The organism is Paenibacillus thiaminolyticus (assembly GCF_007066085.1).
Lineage (GTDB): Bacteria > Bacillota > Bacilli > Paenibacillales > Paenibacillaceae > Paenibacillus_B > Paenibacillus_B thiaminolyticus.
In genome coordinates this window covers 4,933,426-4,951,012 of sequence record NZ_CP041405.1, presented here as the reverse complement: position 1 = coordinate 4,951,012, position 17,587 = coordinate 4,933,426, and the positions used below count along the sequence as shown (strand labels likewise).

Annotated in this window: 13 protein-coding genes; all 13 read right to left on the bottom strand. The window is 57.4% G+C overall.

Annotated features, from left to right (window positions below; translation table 11 throughout):
• Positions 1-695: 695 nt before the first annotated feature.
• Positions 696-2,039, bottom strand: a complete 1,344-nt coding sequence (locus FLT43_RS21945; RefSeq protein ID WP_244194241.1) for a helix-turn-helix domain-containing protein — start codon at positions 2,037-2,039, stop codon at positions 696-698.
• Positions 2,040-2,196: 157 nt separating this feature from the next.
• Entirely contained in the window at positions 2,197-3,066 is an 870-nt protein-coding gene (locus FLT43_RS21940; RefSeq protein ID WP_087443220.1) for a MurR/RpiR family transcriptional regulator, read from the bottom strand.
• Positions 3,067-3,354: 288 nt separating this feature from the next.
• Positions 3,355-3,507, bottom strand: a complete 153-nt coding sequence (locus FLT43_RS29450; RefSeq protein ID WP_164776685.1) for a hypothetical protein — start codon at positions 3,505-3,507, stop codon at positions 3,355-3,357.
• A complete protein-coding gene (locus FLT43_RS21935) occupies positions 3,491-3,739 on the bottom strand; it encodes a hypothetical protein (protein WP_087443219.1) in 249 nt (82 codons plus the stop codon). Before FLT43_RS21935 ends, FLT43_RS29450 begins: the two co-directional genes overlap by 17 nt.
• Positions 3,740-3,931: 192 nt before the next feature.
• Positions 3,932-4,093 (bottom strand): hypothetical protein, encoded by a 162-nt coding sequence (locus FLT43_RS29445; RefSeq protein ID WP_164776686.1) that lies wholly within the window; start codon positions 4,091-4,093, stop codon positions 3,932-3,934.
• Between the two features lie 1,508 nt (positions 4,094-5,601).
• Complete coding sequence (locus FLT43_RS21930; protein WP_087443218.1) at positions 5,602-6,156, bottom strand: delta-aminolevulinic acid dehydratase; 555 nt, start codon at positions 6,154-6,156, stop codon at positions 5,602-5,604.
• Between the two features lie 197 nt (positions 6,157-6,353).
• Positions 6,354-7,886 carry a cellulase family glycosylhydrolase gene (locus FLT43_RS21925; protein WP_087443217.1) on the bottom strand — a complete coding sequence of 511 codons (1,533 nt, stop codon included), beginning with the start codon at positions 7,884-7,886 and terminating at the stop codon, positions 6,354-6,356.
• A gap of 146 nt (positions 7,887-8,032) precedes the next feature.
• Positions 8,033-9,328: a CapA family protein gene (locus FLT43_RS21920; protein WP_087443216.1), complete on the bottom strand. Its 1,296-nt coding sequence runs from the start codon at positions 9,326-9,328 to the stop codon at positions 8,033-8,035.
• Positions 9,329-9,620: 292 nt separating this feature from the next.
• Positions 9,621-10,049 (bottom strand): PaaI family thioesterase, encoded by a 429-nt coding sequence (locus FLT43_RS21915; RefSeq protein ID WP_087443215.1) that lies wholly within the window; start codon positions 10,047-10,049, stop codon positions 9,621-9,623.
• A gap of 56 nt (positions 10,050-10,105) precedes the next feature.
• Positions 10,106-11,785: a long-chain-fatty-acid--CoA ligase gene (locus FLT43_RS21910; RefSeq protein ID WP_087443214.1), complete on the bottom strand. Its 1,680-nt coding sequence runs from the start codon at positions 11,783-11,785 to the stop codon at positions 10,106-10,108.
• A gap of 38 nt (positions 11,786-11,823) precedes the next feature.
• Positions 11,824-13,608 (bottom strand): acyl-CoA dehydrogenase family protein, encoded by a 1,785-nt coding sequence (locus FLT43_RS21905; RefSeq protein WP_087443213.1) that lies wholly within the window; start codon positions 13,606-13,608, stop codon positions 11,824-11,826.
• 107 nt (positions 13,609-13,715) lie between these two features.
• Positions 13,716-14,897: an acetyl-CoA C-acyltransferase gene (locus FLT43_RS21900; protein ID WP_087443212.1), complete on the bottom strand. Its 1,182-nt coding sequence runs from the start codon at positions 14,895-14,897 to the stop codon at positions 13,716-13,718.
• A 35-nt stretch (positions 14,898-14,932) separates the two neighbouring features.
• Entirely contained in the window at positions 14,933-17,329 is a 2,397-nt protein-coding gene (locus FLT43_RS21895; protein ID WP_087443211.1) for a 3-hydroxyacyl-CoA dehydrogenase/enoyl-CoA hydratase family protein, read from the bottom strand.
• Positions 17,330-17,587: the final 258 nt, after the last annotated feature.

Sequence of the window (17,587 nt, the reverse complement as noted above, 5' to 3'; positions counted from 1 at the left end):
GCAGGGTGCTCGAGGACAGTGTGGGACAGCGGCCGACCGGGCTGCCTTCGTGGCGCCCACTCCACTTCTTGTGGACGCACGGCCCCCAACGAGCCGCAGAGCCGGTTCCTGAGATGCGGTTCGCTGGGTGCCATGCTTGTACCGATGAAGAGAATCGCGGCTACTCCCGTCTCCTTCCCTGGCTGGCCACTATCCCCGAGTCAGCATGGAGCGGCAAGGATGAGGAGTAACCTGGGAGACGTTCATCGCATTCATCGCAAGCGCCAGCATTGATTGTGGCAGCTCATGGCAGCTATATATAGGAGCTTCTTACCACCATGTCACTGCTTACTATAATGTATGCATTCAGTGCCGGACAGTCATAGATATATGGTTCATGCCAACCGCCTTATTTCATAGAATAGGGAAACAAGAAACGCAAAAAACCGCCTTCTCTCCAGAGAGAAAGACGGTTGTCGGGCAGCGCAGGCGGCTTCATCCGGAGCCGAAGGCATCCGGCGCTTAGGGAGCATAGGTTCCGTGCAAATATTGATAGGTCTTGTCAGATAAGGAATCGTAATGATGTCGCGTCATCCTTGCCTTTATGAAGCGGAGGTGTGACGCAGCGCCTTCTCCCCGCTGTTCTGCCGCATATGCCAACTTGCCCCAATACCGTCAATCCGCCCCTTCTCCCCTTCTCTTCCGATCTCCAACCATTAACGAATCAACCGGCTCAAAAAGCTGATGCGGTATTTCTGACGCGGCCGCCCCCGGGAAGCGCCCTTTTCTTCTCCGACAATATCGACCAGTCCCGCATCCATCAGCGCCAGCAGGAAGCGGTGAACGCTGCGGACCGTGACGCCCAGCACCGTCGCCAGCTCCTGGGCGTAGTAATCAACCTTGCCGAAGCGGGTCATATGAGCGATCAGGCGGCTAAGGTAAATCGAGGTCAGTCCCGCCGTCTCCGCCTGCTTCACCAATGCGGCATCGACCAGAGACAGATCAAGCTCATGCGGCTCATGGATCTCCAGCGGACCGATGACGCTCTCATCCTCGCGGATGATGAAGCACATGCCGCCGCCCCCGTCGCAGGCCAGCTGAAGCGAACGCCGCGCATGCACGCCCGCCTCGGCCGCCGAACGTCCGAAGCCGATGCCGATGCTAAGATGAATCCCATTCATCTTATGGACATTTCGCGCCAGCGGAATCCGCTTATAGCCGCCGGTCTCACGCTCGAACACGCCCCTCGTGGTTACGAAGGAATATTCTCCGGAAGACTGCTGCGTGAAATGCCCGTCCAGATGCTTCACGAAGTTGAGAATCAGATGATAGACATCCTGCTCCAGCCGCTGAATCTCATGCTCCGATAGCTGCCGCTCCGCCAGATTCTCCATCCCATCGGTCTGTATAAGGCCGACGACGACCTGCACTTCCTTATGCCTTCGCCATTCCGTCGACAGGAGCGCGCGCTCCAGCGTCACGATAATATCCTGCTCCGTCGGCACGATCCACTCGCACGGAATTCCCTCCCGGGCCAGCTGCAACGAGACGCTGCGGATCGCCGTGATGGCGCAGCACGAACGGCCGGCCTCGTAATGCCCCCGGTGGAATTCGACCAGCTCCGGCCAGGCCGGGAGCGCCTCCCCTTCGTAAGCGGTCCACATATGGCCCAACTCACGGAAGGTGGACACGAGCATCTGCCGGTTCAGCGTATCGACCGTGATGGCCGCTGCATCCAGCTTGCGCTCCAGCCGGAACAAGACGGCATACAGGCCTGATCCCGTAAGCGGAACGAACAGGCAGGGAATGTCGAATTGATATTGATTTTTGGCTAGTTGATAAGAGACCGGCCCGGTGAACAATAGCACATCCACCTTCTCCGCCAGCTCATGCGCCAGATCCGGCGCCTCTTCCTCCTGGCGGTAGCTTCGCATGACCGGTTCGAAGGACGGGAAGCCTTTGAGACAATGCTCCATCAGCCCCATCATCGCTTCCGGTCCGATTATGCCGATGCGTATTTCGGGCGAGCCCCACGTTACTTCCTTCTTATCCATCCACATCTTGATGCGCCTCCGTCCGATTATAATGTAGTTCCCGTTGAGCATACCTTTAACATGAACGGCAGCCAGAGGTGAGCACGTCACCTCCGATGTTGTACATAGGTCCATTGTGCAAGAGGCACCGCATGCGAACAAGCCCGCCCCGGCCCCGAGCCGACTAATACAGCTTGCCGAGCCCCGACTTGGCCTTCATCTCCAGGTACTGATAGCTCCGCTCCTTGTCCAGCAGCGCGAGCGCCGTCGATAAAAGATCAAGCACATGGATTTGCGCCAGCTTGCTGGAGAAGGAGCCGCCCTGCAATGGCCCCTCTTTCGCCAACGTCAGCAGCACGGCATCGGCATAGCGCGTCACCGGCGAGAGAGCGTGACTCGTCAGGCAAATGATGCGCGCACCCTTCTGCTTGGCAATCGCGACCGAATCGACAAGCTCCTTCGTGCTGCCCGAAGTAGAGATGGCGATCACGACGTCGCCTTCATTGGCAAGGGCCGCATTCATGGCGATGAAATGCGCATCCGCTTCCGCCACCACCTGAAAGCCTAGCCGCATAAATTTATATTTGGCGTCCATCGCGGTAATGCCCGAGGACCCGACGCCGAAGAAGTACAGCTTCGCCGCACCGCCGATCCACTCGATCGCCTTTTGCAGACTCGCGCCGTCCATGAGCGCCGTCGTATTTTGTATCCGCTGTTGATTCAGCGCATTCAGCTTCTTGACGATCTTCTCCAGATCATCCCCTGGCTCCAGAGCGCCCCGTATCTGCTCTTCCACCGTCCCCAAGTTCTGCGCGAGCGACAGCTTGAATTCCTGATAGCCCGTATACCCGAGCTTCCGGCAGAACCGGATGACGGATGTATCTCCGACCCCCGCATGCCTGGACAGATCGGTTATTGTGTAAAATACGGCCGTCTCCGGATCTTTCAGTACGATGTCCGCCACCTTTTTCTCGGACTTCGTCAGAGACGGATAGATGCTTGATATGCGGAGAATGGATGATTGATTGATCCCGGCCACTTGGGAACGCCTCATCGCAGTCACCTCTTTCCTTCGTCATACCGCTTATCCGGGTCCCTCCTCAAGGCGCCAGGCCCGGACAGCTGGCGCGCTCTCAGCCATACCTGCGTCATCATAGAGTCCATTCGATTCAGTGAACAAGCCGAATTACGGAATTGTATTCCTTCGCTTGCCAGCGCATTAATTTTAAAGCCCTCACCTTCTCCAATGTTGCAGTACACCGGATCGCACCAAGTATCTTGTGTACCAAAATAATGGATTTCGCTTCCCAATAACGAAAAAATGACGGATATCTCTTCCTTTTTAGATGAAAAAAGAGCTGCTAATCGTTATCGGCAAGATGTGATCGAGCTTCTTCAGCGAAAGAACGCATCCGATGCCCGGCGGCATCGGCAATTGAACCTCGCCCTCCTTGATAACGGGGCCGGTCTTGACCGGATCATCGCTTAGGAACATCGGACCGCCGTTCGGCCGGATAGGCAATGCCCAAGTACTGCGCTGCCCGGCGGCGCCGGTCGGATTCATGCAGCGCCATATCGATGGCCGCCTTCGCAATCGGCTGGCCGCTGCCCAGCCCCGGCTGGATGTCCCGGTTCATCACCCGGTACATCGTCTTCCAGTCCTTGGCCTTCAGGCCGATCAGCGCCGGTCGGAGATAGTACTCGCTCGCGTTTGTAACCGCTTGCAAAGTTTCGCAGCTCCAGCAGGGGCTCGGTCTTGCCTCCCCCTAGCCGAAGACGCCATTGTCCGCCGTAATTCGCACATAGACATGAGGCGCCCCGAGGCTGGCTTCCCCGACGGCCCCATTGGGTATCGTTTGAACGATTGGCTCATCGGCAGGCGTAGAGGAAACACGTCGATACGGGCAATTTTCATATCCTCATCCCCTTTGACTCGTTCCGCCATACTTGATCACATCATACTCGATGCATGAGAACAAATCTCCCGTTTGCCGATTTAAAGACGAAATTTTCTCCACTCCCGGATCGGACGGAAAGAAGCTGGCAGCCAGCTTGCTTCCCGTCCGGTCAGATGCTTGCACTTGAACCTGCTCCCCTCCGGCAAGACCAAGACCGAAGCGGCAGCGGCCGGGGGAGTGAAGCTCAAGTGCCGCCCTGTTTTTTCTGTTTTTTCGTGTTCTTCCCGACCGGCCAGTCTGGGACCGAAATCAACAGCCACGCAGGACCGCTTCGGTAACCGACTTTGATGCTGGACTCTTGAGTGCCTCTTTATTACGTTCCTCTTGCTTGAATAGCTCTATTACTTACATATATTTTGCTGGTGTGCATCTTGCTTTCGTTCCTCTTGCTCGCACGCATCTTGCTTGCGCTCCTTCTTGCTCGCACGCATCTTGCTTGCGCTCCTTCTTGCTCGCACGCATCTTGCTTGCGTTCCTCTTGCTCGTACGCATCTTGCTTGCGTTCTTCTCGATCGGATAATGCGGGATGCGTATACAGCCTGACAGTCTGTATACTGCTGGTTCGCCCGTCGAAAACTGCAATAATACAGTTTTTCCGGGGAAGCCGCTTCTCCCCAAAATGAAGCCTCCAATAATCAGGCCGTTGGAAACCCCTGTTTTTTACGAAGGGGTGGAGATGTCCATGTACACAATCAAAACTTGGCACTCAAAATTTTTTTCTACTGAGAGACGAACTCTACTTTATAAAAAATGAAGCGGCGAAAAGTCCCATAGGCTTCTCAACGGCCTGATTTTACGGGATCCAAGAGACCGCATCGGATCCTGAGGGCATCATCGCCTTCAGGGGGCATAATTGCCTTCTGGAAGCATTGTTGCCTTCTGGAGGCATCGTTGCCTCCTGGGGCTTGAACGTGTGGAGGGAATTGCTGCTATTTTACAGGAATTTCGGCTCAAAGAGTCCACATCCCGAGGAATTGCTGCAAATCTACAACATTTTAGGCCCTTTTGCTTCAAGTCAAAGCGAAACGGGCGAAATTCCTGCAGTTTTGCAGGATTCCCTTTTTGGTAAAGTCGCCCATACCGAATTGCTGTATTTTCACAGGATTTCGCTTACCGAATAGGCGTGTCTGGAGAAATCGTGCAGTTTTGCGGTTTTCGCCTACCGGACAGACGTGTCTAGGGAAATGCTGCAGTTTTCAGGCCGTTGGAAACCCCTGTTTTTTACGAAGGGGTGGAGATTGTCCATTTTCCTACTCAAAACTTGGCACCCATAGCGTTTTAAATCGATTTTTTTCTACTGAGAGACGAGATCCACCACAAAAAATGAAGTGCCACAAAATCCCTCGGACTTTCTCAACAGCCTGCAATAATGCAGCAATTTCGCCTACTAGGGCTTGGAAGGAGGACTTTTCGGGGAAAATGATGAAGATTTGCAGGAATACTCCCTAATATTCACTTTAAAGCAAAAAATCGCTGTACTTATGCAGGATTCCGCCATGAGCTGCATGTCATGATCTGAAACATGGGCTACGAGAGGATCAGGCAGAAATCAGGCAGAATCCCGGCCCCTGTCCATTAAAAAGAGCCTTGGCGGATACCGCCAAGACTCTTCTTCTCACCTATTGGATCCATTAAGCCGTGTAGAGCCGGTACATCGAAAGGTTCTCCTCATCCATCGCGCGGGCCGCCTCGGCGGCCTCACGCACGCTCTTCTTGTTCTGAATCATCTCGTAGCCGAGACGCAGAACGAACATAAGCGCCGAGGTGCCTTCCGGGTAGTCATCCGGTCCGATATACATCTTGCATCCCGCGTCCAGGAAGGCTTGCGCCAATGCCGGCTCACCCAGGGAGCACCCGTTGCTGATGACGATGTGATGATCCAGCTTCGCATACCGCCGAATCTCCTCCGGGCCGTAATCCCCGCGCGGCTCGTCCTCCTCATAGACATCCTCTCCCAATTCCGGCATGCAGAATTGTCCCTCATCGCCATGGAAGTTGAGGATAATCAGGTCCATGCCGGGGTACAGATCCTCTCCCGACAGCACCGCATTGAAATCACTCGGTCTTCCAATCCAATACGTAAATACCCGTGCTCCGAAATATTCAAATGCCGCACGGATCGCCTGCGTGTCCATATCGCTGTCCGGGCCGCATACCAAGGCAACGTTCATTTCCGGTTTACTCATACTTATCTCCTCCTCAAATGTGTTAACCATCTATCCAGAATATCTTGCCGGATAGCAGGAGGAGCCCGGGCCCGTACTGCGGAAGCAATGCGTTAGAGTTGAATCGATAGTGTCATTGAAAAATAACTCCTTCTAAAAATCATGATGATGGTAAATATATCAAGTATCCTATCACACGTCCGCTTTCATTGTCAAAATCATCCTTCCGGCTGCTTGCCCGCTATGATCAAACTGCGGTTCCCCTGCCGAACCGGCGGGATGATCATATATCCGGCAGGCGAGCCTTCGATGGGCTGGATCGTATAGCCTTCGCCCTCCGGCTCCAGCGTCACGGTCCCGGACGCAACATGGCGAATAGCCGGCAAATATATGATCGTCGCCGCCTTGCTCTCGCCCGCTTCCTCCCAACGCATGCTGAAGGAACCGAGAGCATGCTCAAAGCGGTACTGCTTCAGCGCGCCGGCAACCGCCATCGGATAGCCGCGCCGCACGCCGAGGAAGGACGGACTGCGATCCATATCCGGCGTGTAGTCCCAATACGTATCGCTGCAGAGCAGCTTCTCCAGCAGGCGCTGGATGTGAAGCGACACATGCCCCGTGTCGGGCGAGCCATAGAATGCCCCCCATTCGCCGACAAGCAGCGGCATCTCCAGCCGCTGCCGCGTCTCTTCATGGCGGGTCAGGATCAGCTCCAAGCGCGCATCGTTCGCCGTATGAGCCAGCTCCGTATCGGTGACCAGATCATAGGCGTGCGGCGCATAGACCTGCTGCTCGTCGCGAATGCCGGCCAGACCGATCACCGGCTCTATCATGCTGCGGGTACCCAGGTTGGAGAAATAATTCGTCTCCAGGAACAGCAGGCCGTGCGCATCCGTCTCCCGAATCGCCGCCGCGGCCTTCCGGTACAGCGCGGAGAGCGCCGTTGCCTCGAAGGCTTGCAGCACCGGACTTGGGGCATCGACCACCTGCCGGAACAGCTCCACGTCTTCCAGCAGGCGGAGCGCCGCCTGCTTCCGTTCCGGCTCCATCCAGGCCGCGAGCATCTCCTCCGGATCGGTCTCCCCGTACCGCGCGGCATACAGCTCCGCATATTTGGCCAAGATCCAGGCCATCGCCTGCTCCGCCCCGCTGCCGATGAACGGCTCATTAATGAGATCGTAGCCGATAACATTCGGCTCCGTATGCAGCTTCCGCGCCAGATGCCCCCACGCCTGGGCAAAATGATCCTGAATCCCGATTCCGTCGGAAGCCGGCGTATTGCGCCAGAAATGATCGAACGCCTTCTGGACCGCTTTGTTGAATAAATACGCATCGCTCCATACCTGTCCCGGCTCATAAAGCTCCCCATCGGTGAAGGTCGCCCAGGCAGGAGCGCCGTTGCCGAACAGCGTGCTGTACAGATCCTGATGCATATCGAGGAAGACCCGGATCTGATGCTGATGCGCCAGCCGGATCAAGCGCCGCTGCCCCTCGACATATTCGTCGTCGTACACGCCAGGCTCCGGTTCCAGCGCATTCCAATTCATGCCGAGGCGGATGACATTGAGCCCCCAACGGCGAAGCCGGGCAAAGTCTTCATCGCTCCAGCCGCCTACCCAGTGGCGGCTCTCCTCCTTGCACACCATGTTGACGCCATGCAGCAGTACCTGCCGTCCAGCATCGTCAATGAACCGCGTTCCGCGGACGCGCAAGCCCAATCCCGATTCTCCGAAGTGTCCCGATTGCTCCATCCCGTTCCATCCTCCACGCTAGCGTATGCCATGCCGACGGACAAGGTCGATCAGTTCCATCCTGCCAAGCTAGATCATTCCCATCCTGCCAAGCCAGATCAGTTTCATCCTACCAAGCCGGAGCAGTCCCATCCTGCCAAGCAAACCTACCATAATACTTTGCCTACGCCATCTTCTATCTGAATCGTTACGCCACACGGTTCCGACAAGGCGGCCATCCTGGTCAATACCTCACAGGAAGCCGCCAATTGGGGCCAGCCTCTCCGGTACCTTGGCCGCCCGCCGCCAAGCTCAAGCGGAAAGAGAGTCAATTCCGTTAGCTTGCCGTTCCTCATCTTCCAATAAGGAATGACGGATTGCCAGACTTCCGCATCGGCCGCAAGGCCGGTTGTACCCTGCGGACTTCGCGCATCATAGGCGTCCGCTGGGCGATGCTGATGCCCTAAGCCATATTTTTGATAGAAATCTGCAGGCTGGCGCAGGAACGAATCATTCTGAAAAATGAAATTGCCCAAGCTATAGAAGATCGGGCGATCCTTGTACACCTCGATGCCCCTGATGATATGAGGACCATGGCCAATGACCGCATGAGCCCCTTCGTCAATGCATAATCTGGCGAATTCGACTACGAACCCGGCCGGGCGATCGAAGCTCTGGCCTTGCGGCTGATGAGCATGGATACTCACGATAACGTAATCCGCCTGTCTTCTCGCCTCGCGAATGGAGCGGACGATCCTGTCCAAGTCCGCCTTATGCAGCTGGCAAGTCTCTCCTTCATGCTCCCCTTCTCTAAACAGATACGCCCCAAATGGAACCATTCCTTCCGGATGCTCCTTCATATAACCTTTCTGTACCATAAGAGTATAAGGATCATTGATATGCGAGGCTTCTGCGATGCATTTCAATTGCTCCAGCCTCGAACGATGAAGCGTATACATGACATGATGTCTCAGCCCATTGACACCCGGCCTTCCGCTCATATCCGGACGCTGCTCCCCCGCCATCCATGTCGGATCGAAGCTCGCCGTTGCTGCAATGAGCGCAACCCGGCCGGAGGCCGTCTCCAAATAACGCGGCTCGCTTGCGCTCGCCAAATCTTTTCCGGCTCCTGCATGAACCAGTTCGTGTTGATCTAAATATTTCTCGGTTGCTTCCAATCCCCCGTACGAGTAATCAAGCGTATGATTGTTCGCCCAGGCTACCAGATTAAAGCCATACTTCAGCAGATCGCCCAGCATCTCAGGAGAAGCCATCGCCCAGGAGCCTCCGCTCACCGCGGACGGAAACCCTTCCATTCGGCGGACGGTCGTCTCCAGATTCGTGAACCGCACATCCGCTTGCTGGATAATCGACGCCACTTCCCGATAAGCTAGGTCATTCGCGGGCAGCCGCCGGGAGATAAGACTGTCGCCAGTTGCGGCAAAGCTGATCGATTCCGTCATGGACACCTCCGGTACACTATGTATTGGTCTTAACGCGAAAAAGGCCAACCAGAATATTCCGGTTGACCCCATCATACATAAAAGGGCTTCGCAAAGAAATACATTCTGATAGAATTGCGAAAACTCGAGAACTGCGAAATCTGCCAGATCTGTGCTGCGATCCGCCGCCCGTTTGAACCGCACAGCACCGCATACGCACGCAATCGCAGCTTAGCCGGATCACAACAACGCCCCTGACACATAACCTGTGCAGGGGCGTTCTCCACATCATCGTTGCCGGCCGCCGTTGGCGTCAAATGACGCGGAACGTCGCCGTCGCGAGAGAACCAAGCTTGCCGTCAGCGCCGAATACTTGCCCGGTGCATGTAATCGACCGGCGCGTCTCATGCACAATGTCCGCCGTGACACGAAGCTCGCCCGCATGCAGGGGGGCAACGAAGTGAACGTTCAAGTTCGAAGTCACCGTATTCTCCCCGGGACGAGCCAGCATCGTGGCCAAGCCCATGGCGTTGTCTAGCAGGGAGGATACCACGCCGCCATGCACGATGTTGATGGCATTCATATGATGCCGCCCGGCATCCAGCTTCAGGACGACCTTGCCGGGCTCGGCCGTGACCACCTCGCACCCGAGATATTCCCAGAAGGTGCCCCGTACTTGCTCGAACAGCTGTTCAAGCGGCACGCCGCCAATGGACGCGGGGGTTGCCGATTGTCGCTTCATTTTTTCTCACCTCCGCCGTTCCTTCGTTCATTGCCGCTGCGGCGGCCGGCCGGCATTTACCGTTTCAGCAGCAGCTCTTCTTCCTCAAGCAGCTTGCGGCGCAGCACCTTGCCGGCAATCGTCTTCGGCAGCTCACTGCGGAATTCGTATTGGCGCGGCACCTTGAAGGAAGCGAGGCGCTCGCGGCACCAGACATTGAGCTCTTCAGCCGTCGGCGTGCTTCCGGCGCGCGGCACGATATAAGCCTTGACCGTCTCCCCGCGGTACGCGTCGGGCATGCCGACCACGACCGCTTCCTGCACGTTCGGATGCTCGAATAGGACCTCTTCCACCTCGCGCGGATAAATGTTGAAGCCGCCAGCAATGATCAGATCTTTTTTCCGATCGACAATCGAGAAAAAACCGTCCTCGTCCTGCCGCCCCAAGTCGCCGGTGAACAGCCAGCCGTCCCGAAGCGCCTTCATCGTCTCTTCCGGCCTGTTCCAATATCCCTTCATCACTTGCGGGCCGCGGACAACAAGCTCTCCGACCTCGCCCTCGGCCACCTCTTCTCCCGATTCCGCGTCCACGATCCTCGCCTCCGTATCTGGGAACGGAATGCCGATGGAGCCGTGCTTGCGCTTGCCCCACAACAGATTCGCATGCGTAATCGGCGAAGCTTCGGTCAAGCCGTAGCCTTCGATGAGCACGCAGCCCGTCAGCTCCTCGAATCTCTCCTGCACGTCAAGCGGCAGCGAAGAGGCGCCGCTGATGCACGTACGGATGGAAGACAGATCATATTTGTACAGATCGGGATGATTGATGAGCCCAATGTACATCGTCGGCGCTCCCGGGAACACCGTCGGTCGCAGCCGATGGATGATGCGCAGCACCTCGGCAGGCTCGAACTTCGGCACGAGCACGTTCATTCCCCGGCAGAGCGTGCATAGATTCATCAATACGGTCATGCCGAACACATGGAAAAAAGGAAGCGCTCCCAAAAAAATCTCTTCCCCCCGCTTCACCTTATAGAACCAGGCGCCCGATTGTATCGTATTGGCAACCAAGTTGCCGTGAGTCAGCATCACGCCCTTGGGTGTGCTCGTGGTTCCTCCAGTATACTGCAGCAGTGCCAGGTCTTGCTCCGGGTCGACCTCGACACAGTTGAACCAGGGCGGAACGCTTTTCAGCAGGGAAGCGAAGGCATGGACCTGTTCGCCGTACTCCACCTCGACCGCATGGCCGCTCCGTTTCGCTTTGATCGGGTAGAGCATATTTTTCGGAAACGGCAAGTAATCCTTGATGGACGTCACGATGACATGACGCAGCTGGGTACGCGCCATTACGGCGCGCACCCGCGGATACAGGGCGTCAAGCGTCACGATCGCCGCGGCGCCGGAATCGGCCAGCTGCAGCTCCACCTCGCGCTCCTTGTAGAGCGGATTGGTGAGCACGGCAATGCAGCCGGCCATCAGCGTGCCGTAATAGGCGATGACGGTCTGCGGGCAGTTGGGCAGCATTATCGCCACCCGCTCCCCGCGGCCGACGCCAAGGCGCGCAAGCGCATTGGCGAAGCGGCAGCTCTCCTCCAGCAGCCGTTCATACCGCAGCTGCTTACCCATGAATTCGAGCGCGGGACGATCGGGATAATCCCGCGCCGCATCGATTAAAAATTGAGCGACGTTATGTCGCGGGTACTGATACGTCGGGTCAATTTCCTGCGGGTAATGACGGAGCCATGGCTTCTCCAATGGCATACCTAACCATCCCTTCCTCGCGGGGGAATGCCCGCGTATTACGAGACCGCGTATTTTTCCGCTTGAATGACACGTGCCGCGATTTCACGCTTGATGCTGATGGCGTCGATCGGTGAACTTTTCGTCAGTTTTTTCAGAATCGACAGCTGCGTCCGCAGCATGTCGCCGGATTCCATCGCCGCCAGCGTACTCTTGGCGATGCGCTCGATATCGGCAAGCGTCTCATGCACATAGACGGACGTCATCTGCATGGCGAGCTTCGCCTTCTCCTCGCCGCTCTTCGCGATCAGCTTGCGCGTGCGCAGCAGGGCGCTCTCCATCGCATAGACGAGGATCATCAGATCGGCGAGGTTGCTTAAGATTTCCTGCTGCTGCTCAAGCGACGTGCCGTATTTTTGCGCTGCCAGACCACCGGCCATGAGAAATACCTTTTTCGACATCGAGACCAGATGTCCTTCCAGGGCCATCGCTTCGCCCGAATCCGGCATAGCGACGATCGACATCAGCTCGGCTTGCAGCGCCTGCGCCTTTTGCATAAGCGGAAGCTCGCCTTTGGCCGCCTTTTTGAGCAGCATGCCCGGAATAAGCAGGCGATTGATCTCGTTCGTGCCTTCAAAAATGCGGTTGATGCGCGAGTCGCGGTAAATGCGTTCGATTTTATATTCTTGCGTGAAGCCGTAGCCGCCGTGAATTTGCACGCCTTCATCCGCGACGAAATCAAGCGCCTCGGACGCGAACACTTTGTTAATCGAGCATTCCAGCGCGTACTCGGCAATCGCTTTGGCCATCAGTTGGCCCGAATCCGGCTGCATATAATCGATATCCTTGAGTGCAGAATCCACCAAGCCGGACGTGCGGTATACCATCGATTCCGTCACATAGGTGGCAATGTTCATATCCGCCAGCTTATTGCCGATAAGCGGGAAGGTCGTGAGCGCCTTGCCGAACTGCTTGCGCTCGCTCGCGTATTTCACGCTCAGCTCGATCGCTTCCTTCGATGCGCCGAGACAACCCGCTCCCAGCTTGAAGCGGCCGATGTTCAAAATATTGAACGCGATGATGTGGCCGCGGCCGATCTCGCCGAGCACATTCTCCACCGGAACCTTGACGTCCTCGAAAAAGAGCGGGCAGGTGGAAGAGCCTTTGATCCCCATCTTCTTCTCTTCCGGTCCGAGCGTAAAGCCCTCCATGCCTTTTTCCACGATGAAGGCGGTGAAGTCCTTGCCATCCACCTTCGCATACACGATGAAGATGTCGGCGAAGCCTGCGTTCGTGATGAAGATTTTGGAGCCATTGAGCACATAGTGGCTGCCGTCCTCCGACAGCTTCGCCGTCGTCTTGGCGCTCAGCGCATCCGAGCCGGATGACGGTTCGGTCAGGCAGTAAGCGGCGATTTTGGCCCCTGTCGCGAGATCAGGCAAATATTTACTCTTCTGCTCCGGCGTGCCGAAGAACACGATCGGCAGCGTGCCGATGCCGACATGCGCGCCGATGGAGAGCGCGAAGGCCGATGCCTTCGTCAGCGTCTCGCCGATCAGCGTGGAGCTGACCTTGTCGAGCCCCAGGCCGCCGTATTCTTCCGGGATGTCGGCGCCGAGCAAGCCGAGCTCGCCGGCCTTGCGCATCAGCTTCACCGTCAGATCATAGTCCAGCTTCTCGATCGCTTCGTCGTTCGGCAGCACCTCTCCTTCCACATAATCGCGAGTGGTATCCATCATCATGCGCTGCTCTTCGGTGAAATCTTCCGGCGTAACGATTGCATCCGGCGCGATATCATCAATGACAAAGCTCCCGCCTTTGATTTTCTGATCCAACACAGTCATCGTTATCTTCCTTTCTCATTTTAATGTGAGTTCAAAAAGGCCGGTTTTCAGCACCGAGAAGGTTGCAGGAACTCGAAGCGGCCTTTTTGAACAACCTCTTCCGGGATTTAGGCAAAGACTTCAAACACGCCAGCGGCCCCCATCCCGCCGCCGATACACATCGAGACGACGCCATAACCGCCGCCCCGGCGGCGCAGCTCATGGACCAGCGTCGCCGTCAGCTTCGAGCCCGTGCAGCCGAGCGGATGGCCGAGCGCAATCGCGCCGCCGTTCACGTTGACCTTGCTCTCATCCAGCTCCAGTTGGCGGATAATCTGCAAGCATTGCGAGGCGAACGCTTCATTCAGCTCGATCAGATCAACCTGATCCAGCGTAATGCCGGCTTTGCGCAGCGCCTTCGGAATCGCTTCGACAGGCCCGACGCCCATAATGTCGGGCGCCACGCCGGCCAGCGCGAAGCTGCGGAACGCCGCGAGAGGCTTCAGCCCGAGCTCCTGGGCCCGCTCCGCGCTCATCAGCACGCAGGCCGCCGCCCCGTCGTTCATCGGCGAGCTGTTGCCCGCCGTGACGCTGCCTCCGAGAGCGAATGCCGGCCTCAGCTTGGCGAGCACCTCCTCCGTCGTATCCGGGCGGACGCATTCGTCCATGTCGAAGGAGATCTCCTTCTCCCACGGACGCCCGTCGCTGCCAGCCCCTTTCTGCACGGTGGCTACAGGCACGATCTCGTCGCGGAATTTCCCTGCGGCGATAGCGGCCGCCGCCTTGCGGTGGCTGTCCGCCGCGAAGCGATCCTGCTCTTCGCGGCTGATGCCGAACCGCTTCGCCACATTTTCCGCCGTATATCCCATGCCCATGTAGACCTCCGGCATATCAGACACCATCTTCGGGTGCGGGGCCAGCTTGAACCCGGTCATCGGCACCGCGCTCATGCTTTCCACGCCGCCGGCGATGATCGTCTCCGCGCCCCCTGCCATTATTCGTTCCGCCGCGAACGCGATCGACTGCAGGCCCGAGGCGCAGAACCGGTTAATCGTCACAGCCGGCACCGTATCCGGATAACCGGCATACAGCGAGATGATGCGCGCCATATTCAATCCTTGCTCGCCTTCCGGCATGGCGCAGCCGAGGATGACGTCCTCGACGTCCGACTTATTCAAGCCCGGCGCGCGCCGGACAGCCTCTTCCAATACGATGCGGCCCAGGTCCTCGGCGCGCGTCTGCGCGAGGCTCCCCTTCTTGGCTCTGCCGACCGGCGTGCGCGCCATCGATACAATGACTGCCTCTTTCATTGCGATCTCCCCTCATTTCATAGTGTAGAAGGACATTAATTGCGCAGCGGCTTGCCCTTGGCGAGCATATGCTGCATCCGCGCCTGCGTCTTCGGCTCGCCGCACAGGCTCAGGAAGGCTTCGCGCTCCAGATCGAGCATATACTGCTCGCTGACCAGGCTGTTCGCCGGCACGTTGCCCCCCGCCAGCACATGGGCCAGCTTGTTGGCAATCAGCCGATCATGATCCGAGATGTAGTTGCCAAGCTGCATCGTATAGGCGCCAAGCTGCATCACCGCCTTGCCCGGTTCGCCGACGACGCGGATGCGCTCCTCTTCCTGCGGCTCATATCCGACGCGATCCATTTCCAGCACCGCCATCTTCGCCTCGTAGACGCGGCGGTCTTGATTGATAATGACCGAATCTTGCGGTCCCATATACCCGAGCCGCTTCGTATCATGGCCGCTTGTCGAGACCTTCGCCATCGCGATCGTCTCGAAATAGCTGTTCACGAACGACTGCAGGTCCGCGTCCGTGCTGCCCGCCATCCGGCTGGATCGCAGCGCCATCTCCTTGCAGCCTCCGCCCGCCGGAATGAGGCCGACCCCCGTCTCGACCAGACCGAAGTACGTCTCCGCCGAGAAAATGATTTTGTCGGCCGGCAGGCACGCCTCCACGCCTCCGCCGAGCGTCATCTGATGCGGTGCCGCCACGACCGGTTTTTCCAGTCTTTTCAGCGTCAGCATCGTATTCTGGAACTGGCGGATGATGAGATCAATCTCATCCCATTCCTCTTCCTGGGCCTCCATCAGAAGCAGCATCACATTCGCGCCGACGCAGAAGTGGCGCCCTTCGTTCGCGATGACGAGCCCGCGGTAATTGCGGCGCACTTCCTCCACGCTCTGCTGAATCATCGTCAGGATATCCGCCCCGATAGCGTTGTTCGGCGAATGGAATTCCAGGCATGCGACCCCGTCGCCGATATCGATCAGGCTCGCGCCCGTGTTGGACAGCACGACCTTGTTCTGCTGCTTGAGCCGCTGCAGCGAAATATGCTCCGCCGGCGTCTCCAGCTCGCTCCACGCCCCGCCATGGGCGTAAAATCTTTGGTCGTTCCGCTGCTCATAGAAGCTGGTATGCCCCGCGTCTATCCAGGCGCGGACCCAGTCCGGCAGCACGTCGCCCTCGGCCTCCATCCGTTCGGCAGCCGCTGCCAAGCCAATCGCGTCCCATACCTCGAACGGGCCGAGCTCCCAGTTGAAGCCCCACTTCATCGCGTTGTCGATGTCGGCGATCGAATCGGCGATTTCGCCCAGCTTGTGCGCCGCATAGAGCAGCACCGGCTTGAGCGTATTCCACCCAAGCTCGGAATAACGATCCTTCGTGCCGAGCAGGGCTTTGATTTTGTTGCCGGCTCCCTTGACGGACTTGGCCGCTTCGAGCGAAGCGGAAGATACTTTGCGCACCGGCTCGTATTCCATCGTGTCGAAGCGGAGCGCCTGGATCTGCGTTCCGGAATCCGTCTTCACTTTCTTATAGAAGCCCTGGCCCTGCTTCTCGCCAATCCAGCCCCGGTCCACCATGCTGCCCAGCACATCAGGAGCGCTGAACACATCCTTCTCCGCCGTCGCCGCCGTCTGTCCATGCACATTGGCAGCCACATGCACGAACGTATCAAGCCCGACCAGATCGAGCGTGCGGAAGGTGGCGCTCTTCGGCCGCCCCAAGGCCGGCCCGGTGACGGCGTCGACTTCCTCCACGGTGTATCCGACTTCCAGCATGTTGCGCAGCGTCACGAGTAAGCCGTAGGTGCCGATGCGGTTCGCAATGAAGTTCGGCGTGTCTTTGGCCACTACGACACCTTTGCCCAGCCGGCGCTCGCAGAACCCGTGCATGTAGGACACGATCTCCGGATCGGTCGTCTCTCCCGGAATAATCTCAAGCAGCTTCATATAACGTGGCGGATTGAAGAAATGAGTGCCTAAAAAATGCCGCTTGAATTCCGCGCCGCAGGAAGCAACCATGTCATTGATGGATATGCCTGAGGTGTTCGACGACACGATGGTGCCTGGCTTCCATACTTTTTCGATGCGTCCGAGCAGTTCGCGCTTGACATCGAGCCGTTCGACTACAACCTCGATAATCCAATCGACGCTGGACAGCTTCGACAGATCGTCCTCCAGATTGCCCGGCGTAATCCGTGCTGCGAATGCCTCGCTGTACAGCGGCGCCGGCTTCGTCTTCTTCAAGCGTGCGATGGCGTCAACGGCCAGACGGTTGCGTACAGCGGGATGCTCGAGCGTGAGCCCCTTCTTCGCCTCTGCTTCGGTGAGCTGGGCTGGCACGAGGTCAAGCAAGAGACAGTGAATGCCCGCGCCTGCCAAGTGGGCGGCGATGGCCGCTCCCATGACGCCGGAGCCGATGACGGCGGCGCGTTGAATCGGTTGAACCATATGCGAGATCCCTCCCAAATTGAAATGGTCTGTTTTCACATGATGAGAACAACGTTGATATGCGGTTGGCTTCTCTGGATGCCCCTGCTGAAGCAGGTTCTTGGGTATGCATGATGTTGACGCATAGATGAATGGTTATATTAGGTAGGTCTTGGTTGGCGATAATTATTGGCGGTGTTGAATCTTAGAGGTCGTTTTGTGTGATTACATAAGAAGAGGTTGTTTGCTAGCTTTCAATGACTTTCCACTAATTCCCAT

Coding starts and splice junctions, on each gene's coding strand:
- FLT43_RS21895 (WP_087443211.1), bottom strand. CDS start 17,329: ATGGTTCAACCGATTCAACGCGCCGCCGTCATCGGCTCCGGCGTCATG.
- FLT43_RS29450 (WP_164776685.1), bottom strand. CDS start 3,507: ATGTTCCTAAGCGATGATCCGGTCAAGACCGGCCCCGTTATCAAGGAG.
- FLT43_RS21900 (WP_087443212.1), bottom strand. CDS start 14,897: ATGAAAGAGGCAGTCATTGTATCGATGGCGCGCACGCCGGTCGGCAGA.
- FLT43_RS21905 (WP_087443213.1), bottom strand. CDS start 13,608: ATGACTGTGTTGGATCAGAAAATCAAAGGCGGGAGCTTTGTCATTGAT.
- FLT43_RS21910 (WP_087443214.1), bottom strand. CDS start 11,785: ATGCCATTGGAGAAGCCATGGCTCCGTCATTACCCGCAGGAAATTGAC.
- FLT43_RS21945 (WP_244194241.1), bottom strand. CDS start 2,039: ATGTGGATGGATAAGAAGGAAGTAACGTGGGGCTCGCCCGAAATACGC.
- FLT43_RS21930 (WP_087443218.1), bottom strand. CDS start 6,156: ATGAGTAAACCGGAAATGAACGTTGCCTTGGTATGCGGCCCGGACAGC.
- FLT43_RS21915 (WP_087443215.1), bottom strand. CDS start 10,049: ATGAAGCGACAATCGGCAACCCCCGCGTCCATTGGCGGCGTGCCGCTT.
- FLT43_RS21940 (WP_087443220.1), bottom strand. CDS start 3,066: ATGAGGCGTTCCCAAGTGGCCGGGATCAATCAATCATCCATTCTCCGC.
- FLT43_RS21925 (WP_087443217.1), bottom strand. CDS start 7,886: ATGGAGCAATCGGGACACTTCGGAGAATCGGGATTGGGCTTGCGCGTC.
- FLT43_RS21920 (WP_087443216.1), bottom strand. CDS start 9,328: ATGACGGAATCGATCAGCTTTGCCGCAACTGGCGACAGTCTTATCTCC.